Genomic DNA, 13,349 nt, shown 5'->3' with positions numbered 1-13,349 from the left:
AGGCAGGTCAACGAGTTATTTCAAAGCGACTGAAAGCCCACTTCATTCTTCATTAAACAGATCAAACTTCAAAGGTTGTTTAAAACGCTCTTTTAGTGCTTTAACGATTTTGGAGCTGGCTTTAACATCCATTCTTTCGATATGAACCAATGAGCGTCCTCTGGACTCCTTCTCATGGATCAACTCTTTAATACGTCTTTCCAGAAATACCTTTCTTAATGCTTTTTTTCTCAGAGATTTCAATCTATTCCTGAAGCGGCCACAACTCTCTTTGTGCCACAGTGTATTTATCACTCTCAGACAGGTCAAAGTCCGGAAAAAACGTTTCCTGAAATATTAATAAAGGGTTAGGCCTTACAAGACAGCCCGATGCACTTTTGGATATGACCGAACTAATCAGTTCCCCTTGATGCGTGCCTGTACCCATAATTTAACAGGGCCATCAGCTCGGCGAGAAAGGACTTTTTCTCACGCCTTGGCCAGTGAACGCATTGAATCAGAGGCCAGAGCTTCGTTTCTTAATTACAGCTCTTTCCTTTTGGCCTGCAGACTTCCGGCTTTTGCCTTTAAGTCGTCAGGTTTCGTTATGATAACAAAAAAGCCGGACAGTCTTTGGCTGAGCTACTTTTTTAGGACTTTTAGAGGGCCCCCGACTGGGAGAAGGCGTTCCTGAATGTTCAATCATCGCTTCATCCTGAATTGTTACGCCCTCTTATTATTCAAGGGGCTTTATCAAGGAACTATGGATAACAAGCCCCTGCTCTATGTTTATTCACCCCAAAACGAAAACACCCGCAATCAAGTGCGGGTGTCTGCGAAATAACAAGTGCCTGTCTAGCCAGACCGAGCCTCCATCGAACCTTTAACCTTCTTCATCGCATTTTTTTCCAGCTGTCTGATTCGCTCAGCTGATACGCCATAGTGTTCTGCCAGCTCATGAAGAGTTGCTTTATCCTCATTAAGCCATCGCCTCTGAAGAATATCCCGACTGCGCTCATCGAGTGTTGCCAGAGCATTTCTCAGCAGGTTCACTGAAGAGTCGGACCAATCCGAGTCTTCCAAAAGTCTCGCCGGATCCGCTCTCTGGTCTTCCAGATAGTGGGCAGGCGCTACGGAGGTGCTGTTCTCGTCGCTGTCGTCCGAATAACCATCGAAGGCTGTGTCGTGACCAGCCATTCGACCTTCCATTTCACGAACCACTTTGGCCTCAACACCCAGGTCATTGGCAACAGCCTTAACTTCATCATTACTGAGCCAGGAAAGGTGTTTTTTGGAGCTGCGAAGATTAAAAAACAACTTGCGCTGTGCCTTGGTGGTCGCCACCTTTACAATACGCCAGTTCTTCAGGATAAACTCATGGATTTCGGCCTTCACCCAATGCACTGCAAAAGAGACCAGACGAACACCCACTTCCGGGTTGAACCGTTTTACGGCTTTCATCAAGCCTACATTCCCTTCCTGGATCAGGTCAGCCAGAGGAAGTCCGTACCCACTATAGCTCCTGGCTATATGAACCACAAAACGCAGGTGAGACATAACCAGCTGACGGGCAGCTTCCAGATCATTCTTGTAGTAGAGGCGCTCTGCCAGACTCTTTTCCTGCTCAGCAGACAACACAGCAATAGCACTGACTCCCGTAACGTAGGCATCAATATTTTGCCCCGGGACTAAGATATCAACTGGCTGTATACTGGTTCCCATAATCCACTCCGGTTGAGTGCCAAATTAGCACTCGACTTAGTTCAAACTCCAAATACCCATACCGTAACAAAGACAACAGACTGGCTTTCAATTGAATAATAACAAAAATCGAGCCTACTGACCTGAGCAACTTTACGCTCTTTTACGATAAAAAAACTACAAGGAAAAGGCTAAACTCGCCAATTCTTGCCAAACCCTCTACCTAGGCTGCACTTCTATTGTCCGTACATGACGATAGCAGCTCATTGCTGCACCTGCCACTCCCAGAAAAACACCCGAGACCAATAATGAAAAAAACATCGCAAAGCCAGGCCCTACCGGCGTAAAGCTGCTGCCATACAATGCAGCGAGCTCCAAAACTCCTGACATCAAACCAGCAAGCACAGCAAGTATAATCAGCAGAGCCAACAAAGCACCTCCCAGCCCATACCACACTCCCATGTAAAGGAATGGCAATGTGACAAAGCCATCGGTTCCACCCACCAGCTTGATCACTTTGATTTCAGCCCTGCGACTCTCAACGCTGAGACGTACAGTATTACCTATCGTCAGCAGTACAATAATCCCGAGAAGCACTGATAGTATGACGGTAAAACGCTCCAACAATTGCGTCATAGACTGAAGTCGCTCAATCCATTCCTGATCCAGCCGAGCTTCCATTACTCCTTCTTTGACCTGATATTTTTTCATTAGTTCACTGAGATGCTCAGAATTTAACCCTTCCCGGGGTGTAAGCTCCAGAACCCCCGGCAGAGGATTGAAGCCCAGGGCATCAATAACCCCTTTCATCTGGGCCCTCTCCTGAAATTCATTCAGCCCTTCATCCGGACTAATATAAAGGAACTGCTCAATGTCCGGATCATCTCTGGCTTCAACCCTGAGGCGATTGATCTGGTCACGCCCCAGCTTGTTTTCAAGATAGAGAGAAATTCTGGGCTGACCTTCCCAGTCATGACCCAATAACTGCAGATTGTTGGACAAAAGTACAAGAATCGCAGGTAGCGCAAAAGCCACCGCAATCATCAGACAGTTCAGAAAGGAAGCAAAAGGTGTCTTGAAGATACGAACTAATGAATCACCTGCCACCTGTCGGTGCAGGCTTTTCAGGTAAGCCATTGAGAAGCCTGTTGCCTTTTTTCTGGCCGCCCCTCTTTCAGCATCATTGTCTTTAGGCGTCCCAGTCTCGGGCTGTTTTTTCCGACTACCGTCTTCGTTTCTGACACTTTTTCTTGGAAACACGCCTAATGCACCTCCTGATCGTTAACCAGATGCCCTTGATCCAGAGTCAAAATGCGGTGGCGCATACGGGCTACCAATGCCAGATCATGACTGGCAACCAGAACCGTAACGCCTACCTGGTTAAAGTTTTCAAACAGCTGCATGATTTCAGCGGACAGATTAGGGTCGAGATTACCGGTTGGCTCGTCGGCCAGTATCAGAGGAGGCCGGTTAACAACCGCACGAGCCAAACCCACACGCTGCTGCTGACCGCCGGAAAGCTGAGCCGGATTCATTTTCTCTTTTTTCAGAAGCCCCACCATATCCAGGGCAGCCCTGACCCGCCCCGCACATTCATGGTAAGTGTACCCGGCAATGATCAGAGGTAAGGCAACGTTATCAAACACAGATCGATCAAAGAGCAGCTGATGATCCTGAAAAACCAGGCCTATATTTCTGCGAAAATAAGGAATCTGGCCACGCCCCAGCTTGCTGGTCTCGTGTCCTCCTACCCATATGCTACCGGTGGTTGGTTGCTCCATCAGCATGATGAGTTTCAGCAGAGTACTCTTACCGGCTCCGGAATGGCCAGTAAGAAAAGCAATTTCACCCCGATGCAGATGAAAGCTGGTCTGTTCCAGCCCCACATGCCCTCCGGGATAACGCTTGGTGACATTGTCAAAGCGTATCATTCAGGACTTCCCTGCTACTCTTTTTTCATGGTTTAAGGCTCAACCGGATCGAACAGAGCTTCTACAAACTCATCGGCAGAGAAAGGCCTCAGGTCGTCTATCTGCTCACCCACCCCCAGGAAACGGAGCGGTAGCTGCATCTGTTTGGACAGGGCAAAAACAACTCCACCCTTGGCAGTTCCATCAAGCTTGGTGAGCGCCATACCCGTCAGGTTCACCGCTTCGTGGAATATTTTGGCCTGATTGAGCGCATTCTGCCCTGTGCCTGCATCCAGAACCAGCAGCACTTCGTGGGGAGCTGAAGCATCCAGCTTACCCAAAACCCGCTTAACTTTGCGCAGCTCGTCCATCAGGTTATCTTTGTTGTGCAGGCGACCGGCTGTGTCGGCAATCAAGACATCTACCCCACGAGCTTTGGCTGCTTCAAAAGCATCATAGAGCACAGAGGCACTATCAGCACCGGTATGTTGGGCAATCACGGGGATATCGTTTCGTTCACCCCAGACCTGCAGCTGTTCCACAGCAGCGGCCCGGAAAGTATCACCAGCAGCCAGCATCACTTTACGACCTTCAGACTGAAGCTTGCGTGCTACTTTACCGATCGTTGTCGTCTTGCCGACGCCATTAACGCCCACAACGAGAATAACAAAGGGCGTTTTCTGGTCATCAATAACCAAAGGCTGGTCAGCAGGCTTGAGAATTTCCTTAAGTTCAACCTTCATCGCAGAGATCAGCGCGTCGGCGTCACCCAGCTCACGGTATTTCACTTTTTTGGTCAGTTTCTCGATAATTTCCGTCGTGGCTTCAACGCCTACATCCGATATCAGAAGCTGTGTTTCCAGCTCTTCCAGCAGATCTTCGTCGATTTCTTTTTTACCAACAAAGATTTCCGCAACACCATCAACAAAGGCGCTGCGAGTCTTGCCAAGACCGCGCTTCATGCGAGCAAAGAAGCCCTTCTTCTCGTCCTGAGGCTCGTCCCTTTCTGCAACCACAGGTGGAGTAACAGTACTTTCAGCTTGCGGAGCTTTTATGGCTTCTGCCGTTGGGAATGTCTGCTCCCGGGGGTCTTCCTCAGCCACTTCAAGCGGGTGCTCATGCACAGGCTCAGCCTGAACAGGTTCGATAGAAACGATCTCTTCTGCTGACTCTACAATTGCCTTTTCGACTTCTGCCCGAACAATTGTCTCGTGGAGGGCTGCTGTCGGCTCAGTTTTCGGACTCTCATCTATAACCGGGGCAGGCTCGCTCTGTTTCTCTTCTTTGCGTCCCCAGGGCCAAAAACGTCGCTTCGCCGTTTTCTCATCACTTTTGCGAGAACCGAACATAAACTACTTCATCAGAATGGATTAAAAGGGTCACCGTATTAAAGCAGGTGGGTCTCAGGAAGCTAATCAAGAGCAATTAAAATGCCTGACAGCCTTCCGGAACTGTGTATCCTATCTTACAGCCATGAACGAATGAAGCTTTTTAAAATTAAAATAGTTCCAGCAAGGTAAGGGTATCTCCTCAGAAACCATGGTTATCTCATTCGGCAACTGATGTACAATCGCTGCCTCAATGCCATCAACCGGAGTGATCAATGGCGCGAAGAGCAGCCTTCAGGCATGGCCTTAATAATAAAGGTGGCGGACAATTAAGAATCATTGGCGGGCAGTGGCGCAGCCGCAAGCTGCCTGTCGCTGATCTTCCGGGCTTGCGCCCCACCTCAGATCGTGTGAGAGAAACCCTGTTTAACTGGCTGGCGCCCTGTGTTCCGGGTGCCAGTGTTCTTGATTGTTTCAGTGGAACTGGCGCTCTATCCCTTGAGTCTCTCTCTCGTGGCGCCAGGGAAGCCACCCTGCTTGAGGCAGCTGCCGAGGCGGCCTCACTCCTTAGCAAAAATCTGAAAGCCCTTCAGGCAGAAAATGCCAGAGTCATTCGCACCGACAGTCTGATATGGCTACAGCAAGTGGCAGACAAGACATTCGACCTGATCTTTCTGGACCCTCCATTCAGACAGGGATTACTGAAAGAGACATGTCATCTGCTTGATAAAAATGGATACATTCACAGCAACACCCTTATTTACATTGAGGTAGAAAGAGAACTATCTCCTCTGCCCGTACCTTCAAACTGGACCATTACGAAAACCAAAAACGCAGGTCGGCTAAGTTACTACCTGTTAAGTGTCGAGTGAGTTTAAGCTACAAAAATGATGAGTAAAGTAGAGTCTCCCTGCATTCGCCAATGCGCACTTAACGAAGATCAGGTTTGTACCGGCTGTTTTCGAAGCCGGGCAGAAATTGCCCGATGGAGCCGGGCCAACCAGGATGAACAGAAAGAGATTGTTTTCAATGCTCAAAAACGCTCCGAAGCTCAAAATCACCACCCCTGATAAAAGCGACTTATGTCGCTTTTAATCAAGATTTTATCCCAATGCTTCTGCCAGAGACTCTGTCGCTGAATTGAGCCACTCACCCTGACCATCACAGCCACCATTCGCTATAAACCAAAAGCAGCTGAACAATCGATACAAACCCTACCATTCGAAAACAACATCAGTCACATGGTAGTGGACTTAACCTATCGTTCTAGGTAACCTTCACACCGCCGAGATTCTTCTAACACTCTCTTTTCAGACGAGAACTCTAAGGAGTGGTCAAATGAAACAACCCGTCCGTATCGCAGTCACAGGTGCAGCCGGTAACATCAGTTACTCCCTACTGTTTAAAATTGCTGCTGGTGAAATGCTGGGCGCGGATCAGCCGGTGATTCTGCAGCTGGTTGAGATTCCTCAGGCTATGGACAAGCTGCGTGGCGTGGCCATGGAACTTGAAGACTGCGCTTTCCCACTGGTACACGGCATCAGCCTGCACGATAATCCGTTCGATGGATTCCGTGGTGTTCATTACGCCATGCTGGTGGGTGCACGTCCACGTAGCAAAGGCATGGAGCGTGCCGATCTTCTGGAAGCTAACGCCGTTATCTTCGCCGAGCAGGGTAAAGCACTGAACGAAGTGGCGAATCGCGACGTTAAAGCCCTGGTGGTAGGTAACCCGGCTAACACCAACTGCCTGATTCTGTCCCGCAATGCCCCGAATCTGGACCCTTCCCAGTTCTGCGCTATGACCCGCCTGGACCACAACCGTGCCAAAGGCATCCTGGGTAACAAACTGGGCGTTAACCCGTCTGACATCGACGGTGTTTGCGTTTGGGGTAACCACTCTCCAACCATGTACCCTGACGTTCATCACGCTACTGTTCTGGGCGAAGAGTCTGCCATCAGCAAGATTGACGAGAAATGGTACAAAGAAGATTTTACACCTCGCATCCAGAAGCGTGGTGCCGAGATCATTGAATGGCGTGGTCTCTCTTCCGCTGCCTCTGCCGCGCAGGCCGCCCTGGACCACATGCGTGACTGGGCTCTGGGCAGCAATGGCGAAATTGTCAGCATGGGAATTATCTCCGACGGCAGCTACGGCGTAGCCAAAGGCATTTATTACTCTTTCCCATGTATCTGCGAATTCGGTAGCTACCAGATCGTTCAGGGCCTGGAGATCAACGAATACGGTCAAAGCATGATGAAGAAGACCGAAGAAGAACTGCTGAGCGAGAAAGCGGCTGTCGATCACCTGCTGCCAGCTGAAACCGTTGAGTCCCGTGAAAATCTGAGAAAGTCTGAGCGTACTGGCCAGACCGCTTACGACAATGGTCTCGACAAGGCTGACGTTTACTACAAAGCGGATCGCATCTGCTGATCCGCCTCCTGCAGGAGCTGAGTCTATCAGCTCCTTTTTTCTTTTTTTCTGCTGCCTCTCAACTCATTCATTCAGACCCCTCATAGGCACAAAATACTCTGCTTCCAGTTCGGCAAAGGAGTCTCTGGCCACTTCACTGACATAAGGCCGGTCCATAAGCAAAATCTGATAAAAAGCTCTTCGGTATAGTTTTTTTGGCAACAATTCGTCTTCTTCAAGAAACGCCGCACTGACCAGCTCCTGCCAACTGCTGAGCACCATGAAGTGGTTCAACGCCAATGCTTCCACTTCATGCTTTGGCACTGCCATAAAGCCTGACAACACAAGCCCTGCAATAATTTTTTCCAGTACCTCCAGAGAGAGCCTTGCAAACTGTTGATAGGCAGAACGGAGCTCGCTGCTCCTGCTCATAACCCCATGAACATCACGGTAGATAAAACGGAACTCCCACATACCGGCCAGGGCCAATTCCAAATAGCTTCGCTTATCCTGAAAGTTCAGCGGACGGTCTTCCGGAATAACCATACTGGCGGCAATGTTGTCTATCAGACGTTGAAAAAGTGCGAGGATAATCTCATCTTTATTCCTGAAATGGTAATAGAGATTTCCGGGAGAAATCCTCAGGTCTGCGGCAATATGGTTGGTCGTTACCGCCCTTTCGCCCCGGTCGTTAAAAAGCTCGAGAGCTTTGTCCAAAATACGATCACGAGTTTTAACTGCCATAAATACCCTTGAAATCCTGTCAGCAAATCGCTAAATTTCAGTTTAGAGTAATTACTCTAAACAATCAAAAACCCACTAACCAGCCAGATTCTTAGTAAAAAACATGTAAACCAGATCGGCTGAAGGAGACCTGTATCATGAGCCTTAGTGAAATTGACCAGCCTACAGAGACTGGCTCATCGGAGCAAATCACCGCCAGTGATCCATCTTCCAGTCAGATCGCAAGGATGAAATCATCTCTGGAGGCCCAGCAACAAGCTTTTCGAACTCAGCCAAACCCCTCTCTCCAGCAACGCAGGGAATGGCTTAAAACACTGAAAAAAGGTTTGAAAAAACACCAAAAGGCTCTGGTAGATGCCATTAACAGAGATTTTGAGGGCCGTGCCGAAACCGAGACTCTGTTGGCCGAGTTTATGCCATCCCTCTCTACCATCGATTACTGCAGCAAGAATCTGGCTAAATGGATGAAGCCCAGTAAACGACATGTATCAATCACTATGCAGCCGGCTTCGGCAAAAGTGGTGTATCAGCCTCTGGGCGTTGTCGGTATTGTTGTTCCCTGGAACTACCCTCTCTTTCTGGCCATAGGGCCTCTGGCAACAGCTCTGGCTGCCGGAAACCGGGCAATGATCAAGATGTCCGAGTTTACTCCGGCCACCTCCAGACTGTTTGCCGAGATGATTGCGGATATCTTTCCTGCTGACCTGGTCACTGTCGTCAATGGTGAAGCTGAAGTGGCAGCCGCATTCACCGCTCTGCCATTCGACCATATTCTCTTTACCGGCTCCACACAGGTCGGCAGGCACGTAATGACCGCTGCTGCCAAAAACCTCACCCCTGTAACCCTCGAGCTCGGCGGAAAATCCCCGGTAATCATCGACGACGACTTCCCGATACAGGAAGTGGCCGAGCGTGTCTGCTACGGCAAATCAATGAACGCCGGACAAACCTGCGTTGCCCCTGATTACATTCTGGTCAAGAAGCAACGCAGGGAAGAGTTTGTAGAAGCCTACCTGAAGGCATTTAGCAGTATGCATCCGTCAGTGAATGACAGTCAGCATTACACTGCCATTATCAACGAGAGGCAACACCAGAGGTTGCTCAGCCATATTGAGGATGCCAAAAATAAAGGAGCTGAAATCCGGGTGGGAAATAATGAGGAAATAACCGATGGTTCCCGTCGTTTACCTCCACACCTGATTCTGAATGCTACGGAAGATATGAGCGTCATGCAGGAAGAAATTTTTGGTCCACTGCTGCCCATCATTGAGGTCGACAACATTGATGACGCCATTCAGTTCGTCAATAACCGTCCCCGTCCACTGGCGCTTTATTATTTTGGTGAAAACAAACAGACTCAGGACAAAGTTCTGACTCACACCCACTCAGGAGGTGTCTGCCTGAATGAAACCCTTTTCCATGTTGCTATCGATGATATACCTTTTGGTGGAGTGGGTGCTTCCGGTATGGGCCATTATCACGGAAAAGAGGGCTTTCAGGCGTTGTCCAAGGCAAAATCGGTCTTTAGCAAAGGACGTTTCAACAGTGTCCGATTTGTATTCCCCCCCTATAATACCTGGCTGAAGAAGAAGATGATCAAATTCCTGTCAGGCTCCTGATCATTCGGATCCGGACTGTCATTCGATAGTCCGGAATCTTTATTCAAAGAAGTTCTGAAAGCAACTATCTATCATCCAGTTACCCTGTTTTTAGTCAGGTTGTTTGTCACCTTCGATTGATTTCGATACCATTCGGCCTTCGTTATCTTTAGATTGAAGAACTCTGCTTTAACCATTTTCAGTAGAAACGGGCAGATCAGGACGCACAGTCTTTCACTACAGGCATCTGTGAAGTCATGGAGTTTTCGGAATATTGATCCTGGCAGGTCGGGGTCAACCTGACTCAAAGGCTTCCCGGGACATCAGCAGGAAATGCATTTTCAATGAGCAAAGTAATCTACCCTGGCACTTTTGACCCTATCACCAAAGGCCATCTGGACCTGGTAGAACGGGCGGCAAGAATTTTTGATAACGTGGTCATAGCGGTAGCAGAAAGCCCTAAAAAGAAGCCTCTGTTTGATCTGGCCAAACGTGTTGAGCTGGCAGAAGAAGTGACAGCTCACCTTAATAATGTTTCGGTAACAGGTTTCAGCTCTCTGCTGGCTCACTTTCTGGAAGAACAGAAGGCCACTGTGATTCTGCGTGGTCTGAGAGCCGTATCCGACTTCGAATATGAATTTCAGATGGCCAACATGAACCGGATTCTGGCACCCAGTGTTGAAAGCCTGTTTCTGACACCTGCTGAGCAGTATTCTTATATTTCTTCTACGCTGGTACGGGAGATAGCCTCACTGGGTGGAGATATCGACAAGTTTGTCTCCCCCTGCGTTCAGGAAGCCCTGAAAGACAAATTTGGTCCACACGTCAAAAGCTGATAGAGCGCCACGAACCTGGCGGCTTGAGCTGAAACACTCGTGCGGAACTGGAGATTACATCATGTCCCTGATCATTACTGATGACTGCATTAACTGCGATGTCTGCGAGCCTGAGTGCCCGAACAGTGCGATCTCTCCCGGGGAAGAGATTTACGAGATAGACCCTGACCTCTGCACCGAATGTGTTGGTCACTACGATGAGCCGCAATGCCAGCAGGTTTGCCCGGTCGACTGCATCCCCAAAGACCCGAATAATGTCGAGTCACAGGATGAGCTTATGGAAAAGTATTTGATTATTACGGCGGCCGCCTGATCGCGGTCTTTTTCATTGCTCATGTTCCACTGGAGTCTGCCTGCAAACAGACTCCTAACTCAAAAACTCCCCACTCTGATACTCCCGAACAGCCTGCATCACCTCTTCACGGCTGTTCATGACAAAAGGTCCATATTGCACAACAGGCTCATTCAAGGGTTTACCGGCCAGTATCAGAAAGTCAGCCTGACGTTCTGCACTCACTACCAGCTCGTCACCTTCTGCGAAAACCGCCAATTCTGATTGGCTGATGAGTTGATCGGTGTCCGTCTGCAGTTTTACCTCGCCTTCATAGACATAGACCATCAGTTTTTTGTGACTTAGAGGTAGCTTGATAGTACTGTCTTGTTTCAGCGATACGTCCAACAACAGCGCATCGGTCACCTCTCTCTTCAGTGGAGCTGATAATTGCCGACCATCCAGCTCTACTTCACCCACCAGCAACCTTGCTGACCAGCCTTCACAGGACAGAACAGGGAAATTATTCTCACTGATATCAAGATACTCCGGATCACTCATTTTCCGGGCAGCGGGCATATTCAGCCAGATCTGGAAACCATGCAGCTCATTATTTTCAAGAATGGGCATCTCTGAATGAACAATCCCCTTGCCAGACTTCATCCACTGCACACCGCCTGACTCAATAGACCTCTGATTACCCAGATGATCTTCATGTCTGAAGCCCCCCAATTTCATATACGACACCGTCTCGATGCCTCGATGAGGATGAGCCGGAAATCCGGCACCCAGATCGCCAGAACCGTCAGTTCTGATTTCGTCCAGCATCAAAAAAGGATCCATAAGCTTATGCTGTCCAGAGCCCATCACTCGCTTGAGTTTCACCCCGGCTCCGTCTGAAGCCGGACGGGCCGACACTAGTTCCAGCAGACTTCTTGCTTGCGTCACTTTATGCCACCAGTTGATCAATTCTTTCTGCAGCTTTACCCAGCGCTACTTCTCTTGCGTCACCACCTTTGGCAAGTCCTTCTGCATAGATGAACTCAACATCAGTAATCCCGATAAAGCCAAGGAAGTGCTTAATCAGTGCCGTTTGTGTATCCATGGGTGTTCCCTGATACTCACCCCCTCTGGCCGCCAGGATATAGGCTTTTTTACCTTTCAAAAGCCCCTGTGGTCCCTGCTCGGTGTAGCGGAAAGTGATGCCTGCACGGGCAATATGGTCAAAGTATGTCTTCAGGGTTGATGGCATTGTGAAGTTGTAGAGAGGCAGCCCCATTACCAGCACATCGGCTTCATTCAACTCATTGATCAAACGATCTGACAGGCTGGCTATGCTCTTCTGATGTTCATTACGCTCTGCTTCTGGCAGGCTGAAACCCTGAAAGCTTTCTGCTGTCAGGTGAGGAATTGGTTCTGAACCCAGATCGCGATAGATCACTTTATCCACAGTCCGGGTCTGGGTGTATTTTTCCACAAACTGTCTGGCCAACTGCCCTGACTGTCCTTCTGAGCCAAACAGACTGGAATCGATTTGCAGGATAGTACTCATATTAATCTCCGGTTCATTAAATTGCCTTGGTTAAGCTTAATTTAATATCGATTTTTACGAATAAAAAGCGCAAAATATCCCTTATAAATATCGAATTATTAGATTATAAGTTCGTAAACCATGGCTAAAGTCACCCTTGAACAATGGCGAATGCTCCATGCGGTCGTTGAACATGGCGGTTTTGCACAAGCCGCAGAAGCCCTCCATAAAAGCCAGTCCACCGTCAGCTATGCCGTAAATAAATTGCAACAGCAGCTGGATGTTGAAGTTCTGGTCATCAAAGGCAGGAAAGCAGAATTAACGGAAGCCGGAAAAGTGCTGATCAGGCGCTCCCAATCCCTGCTGAAAGAGTCTGATGCAATAGAGAAGGTTGCTGACAGCCTGTCACAGGGTTGGGAAGGTCGCATCATTCTGGGTGTTGATGTCATCTTTCCGCCCCAGCTGCTCTCAACCTGTCTGAAAAGACTGGCCTCCGAGTGCCAGCAGACCCATATTGAGCTCGTGGAAACGGTACTTTCAGGTACTACAGACATGATGGCTACTGGTCAGGGAGATCTGGTGATCAGTGGCCTGGTACCACAGGGGTTTATGGGAGAACCTTTGATGAAAGTGACTTTCAAGGCTGTCGCTCACAAGGACCACCCGTTGCACCAGTTAGACAGACCCCTGAGCCTCAATGATCTCAAGCAACACCGCCAGATTGTCATCAGAGACTCTGGCGTCAAGAAAGTGGATGCCGGATGGCTGGAAGCGACAGAACGCTGGACCGTCAGCCATATCAGCACATCGGTAAGAATGATTTCCGAAGGGCTTGGGTTTGCCTGGCTACCAATCGCTCACATAGAACAGGAACTGGACTCTGGGGTGCTGAAACCATTAAACCTTCAGCCTCATGGCTCTCGGCGTCACCAGATATACCTGATTTATACCGATCAGGATTATGCTGGCCCTGCCGTAAAGTCTTTGGCCAATATTTTGAAGGAAGTCTGTGCTGACACAGAAAAGTCAGCACATTGAT

15 protein-coding genes are annotated in these 13,349 nt (G+C 49.0%); 7 read left to right on the top strand and 8 right to left on the bottom strand.

What is annotated here, in order from left to right; translation table 11 throughout:
• Window positions 1–42 precede the first annotated feature (42 nt).
• The 5 genes from ACOJUN_RS12740 to ftsY form a co-directional block, all read right to left on the bottom strand.
• On the bottom strand, window positions 43–243 hold the full coding sequence (locus ACOJUN_RS12740; RefSeq protein ID WP_422136970.1) for a hypothetical protein: 201 nt from the start codon (window positions 241–243) through the stop codon (window positions 43–45).
• Window positions 244–834: 591 nt separating this feature from the next.
• Window positions 835–1,701 carry an RNA polymerase sigma factor RpoH gene (gene rpoH, locus ACOJUN_RS12735; protein ID WP_422136969.1) on the bottom strand — a complete coding sequence of 289 codons (867 nt, stop codon included), beginning with the start codon at window positions 1,699–1,701 and terminating at the stop codon, window positions 835–837.
• 198 nt (window positions 1,702–1,899) lie between these two features.
• Complete coding sequence (gene ftsX / locus ACOJUN_RS12730; RefSeq protein ID WP_422136968.1) at window positions 1,900–2,940, bottom strand: permease-like cell division protein FtsX; 1,041 nt, start codon at window positions 2,938–2,940, stop codon at window positions 1,900–1,902.
• A 2-nt stretch (window positions 2,941–2,942) separates the two neighbouring features.
• Window positions 2,943–3,611 carry a cell division ATP-binding protein FtsE gene (gene ftsE / locus ACOJUN_RS12725; RefSeq protein ID WP_422136967.1) on the bottom strand — a complete coding sequence of 223 codons (669 nt, stop codon included), beginning with the start codon at window positions 3,609–3,611 and terminating at the stop codon, window positions 2,943–2,945.
• Between the two features lie 32 nt (window positions 3,612–3,643).
• A complete protein-coding gene (ftsY, locus tag ACOJUN_RS12720; protein WP_422136966.1) occupies window positions 3,644–4,939 on the bottom strand; it encodes a signal recognition particle-docking protein FtsY in 1,296 nt (431 codons plus the stop codon).
• A 254-nt stretch (window positions 4,940–5,193) separates the two neighbouring features.
• Here ftsY and rsmD point away from each other — a divergent pair, with 254 nt between their 5' ends.
• The 3 genes from rsmD (at window position 5,194) to ACOJUN_RS12705 (ending at window position 7,351) form a co-directional block, all read left to right on the top strand.
• Window positions 5,194–5,790, top strand: coding sequence for a 16S rRNA (guanine(966)-N(2))-methyltransferase RsmD (gene rsmD, locus ACOJUN_RS12715; RefSeq protein ID WP_422136965.1), 597 nt, complete (start codon window positions 5,194–5,196; stop codon window positions 5,788–5,790).
• Between the two features lie 15 nt (window positions 5,791–5,805).
• Window positions 5,806–5,988, top strand: a complete 183-nt coding sequence (locus tag ACOJUN_RS12710) for a DUF1289 domain-containing protein (RefSeq protein WP_422136964.1) — start codon at window positions 5,806–5,808, stop codon at window positions 5,986–5,988.
• Window positions 5,989–6,256: 268 nt separating this feature from the next.
• Entirely contained in the window at window positions 6,257–7,351 is a 1,095-nt protein-coding gene (locus ACOJUN_RS12705; RefSeq protein WP_422136963.1) for a malate dehydrogenase, read from the top strand.
• A gap of 63 nt (window positions 7,352–7,414) precedes the next feature.
• Here ACOJUN_RS12705 and ACOJUN_RS12700 read toward each other — a convergent pair whose 3' ends face one another.
• The gene (locus ACOJUN_RS12700; protein WP_422136962.1) at window positions 7,415–8,074 is read right to left on the bottom strand and encodes a TetR/AcrR family transcriptional regulator; all 660 of its coding nucleotides are present in this window, start codon (window positions 8,072–8,074) and stop codon (window positions 7,415–7,417) included.
• Window positions 8,075–8,211: 137 nt separating this feature from the next.
• Between ACOJUN_RS12700 and ACOJUN_RS12695 the strand changes: the two genes are divergently transcribed.
• The 3 genes from ACOJUN_RS12695 to ACOJUN_RS12685 all read left to right on the top strand — a co-directional run bounded on the left by ACOJUN_RS12695 (window position 8,212) and on the right by ACOJUN_RS12685 (window position 10,821).
• Window positions 8,212–9,693, top strand: a complete 1,482-nt coding sequence (locus ACOJUN_RS12695; protein WP_422136961.1) for a coniferyl aldehyde dehydrogenase — start codon at window positions 8,212–8,214, stop codon at window positions 9,691–9,693.
• A gap of 323 nt (window positions 9,694–10,016) precedes the next feature.
• The gene (gene coaD, locus ACOJUN_RS12690; RefSeq protein ID WP_422136960.1) at window positions 10,017–10,508 is read left to right on the top strand and encodes a pantetheine-phosphate adenylyltransferase; all 492 of its coding nucleotides are present in this window, start codon (window positions 10,017–10,019) and stop codon (window positions 10,506–10,508) included.
• 61 nt (window positions 10,509–10,569) lie between these two features.
• Window positions 10,570–10,821 (top strand): YfhL family 4Fe-4S dicluster ferredoxin, encoded by a 252-nt coding sequence (locus ACOJUN_RS12685; RefSeq protein ID WP_317143373.1) that lies wholly within the window; start codon window positions 10,570–10,572, stop codon window positions 10,819–10,821.
• 54 nt (window positions 10,822–10,875) lie between these two features.
• On the opposite strand, the gene ACOJUN_RS12680 is transcribed toward ACOJUN_RS12685, so the two are convergent.
• Together ACOJUN_RS12680 and ACOJUN_RS12675 are read right to left on the bottom strand one after the other, a co-directional pair.
• Window positions 10,876–11,727: a pirin family protein gene (locus tag ACOJUN_RS12680; protein WP_422136959.1), complete on the bottom strand. Its 852-nt coding sequence runs from the start codon at window positions 11,725–11,727 to the stop codon at window positions 10,876–10,878.
• A 1-nt stretch (window position 11,728) separates the two neighbouring features.
• Window positions 11,729–12,331: an FMN-dependent NADH-azoreductase gene (locus ACOJUN_RS12675; protein WP_422136958.1), complete on the bottom strand. Its 603-nt coding sequence runs from the start codon at window positions 12,329–12,331 to the stop codon at window positions 11,729–11,731.
• Window positions 12,332–12,451: 120 nt separating this feature from the next.
• Between ACOJUN_RS12675 and ACOJUN_RS12670 the strand changes: the two genes are divergently transcribed.
• Window positions 12,452–13,348: a LysR family transcriptional regulator gene (locus ACOJUN_RS12670; protein WP_422136957.1), complete on the top strand. Its 897-nt coding sequence runs from the start codon at window positions 12,452–12,454 to the stop codon at window positions 13,346–13,348.
• The last annotated feature ends 1 nt before the right edge of the window (window position 13,349 follow it).

The organism is Endozoicomonas sp. ALD040 (genome assembly GCF_049275945.1).
In the GTDB taxonomy this organism is placed as follows: Bacteria; Pseudomonadota; Gammaproteobacteria; order Pseudomonadales; family Endozoicomonadaceae; genus Endozoicomonas_A.
This window is presented reverse-complemented; position numbering and strand designations above follow the sequence as displayed.

Coding starts and splice junctions, on each gene's coding strand:
- ACOJUN_RS12675 (WP_422136958.1), bottom strand. CDS start 12,331: ATGAGTACTATCCTGCAAATCGATTCCAGTCTGTTTGGCTCAGAAGGA.
- ACOJUN_RS12685 (WP_317143373.1), top strand. CDS start 10,570: ATGTCCCTGATCATTACTGATGACTGCATTAACTGCGATGTCTGCGAG.
- ACOJUN_RS12670 (WP_422136957.1), top strand. CDS start 12,452: ATGGCTAAAGTCACCCTTGAACAATGGCGAATGCTCCATGCGGTCGTT.
- ACOJUN_RS12695 (WP_422136961.1), top strand. CDS start 8,212: ATGAGCCTTAGTGAAATTGACCAGCCTACAGAGACTGGCTCATCGGAG.
- ACOJUN_RS12700 (WP_422136962.1), bottom strand. CDS start 8,074: ATGGCAGTTAAAACTCGTGATCGTATTTTGGACAAAGCTCTCGAGCTT.
- rsmD (WP_422136965.1), top strand. CDS start 5,194: ATGGCGCGAAGAGCAGCCTTCAGGCATGGCCTTAATAATAAAGGTGGC.
- ftsY (WP_422136966.1), bottom strand. CDS start 4,939: ATGTTCGGTTCTCGCAAAAGTGATGAGAAAACGGCGAAGCGACGTTTT.
- coaD (WP_422136960.1), top strand. CDS start 10,017: ATGAGCAAAGTAATCTACCCTGGCACTTTTGACCCTATCACCAAAGGC.
- ACOJUN_RS12705 (WP_422136963.1), top strand. CDS start 6,257: ATGAAACAACCCGTCCGTATCGCAGTCACAGGTGCAGCCGGTAACATC.
- ACOJUN_RS12710 (WP_422136964.1), top strand. CDS start 5,806: ATGATGAGTAAAGTAGAGTCTCCCTGCATTCGCCAATGCGCACTTAAC.
- rpoH (WP_422136969.1), bottom strand. CDS start 1,701: ATGGGAACCAGTATACAGCCAGTTGATATCTTAGTCCCGGGGCAAAAT.
- ftsE (WP_422136967.1), bottom strand. CDS start 3,611: ATGATACGCTTTGACAATGTCACCAAGCGTTATCCCGGAGGGCATGTG.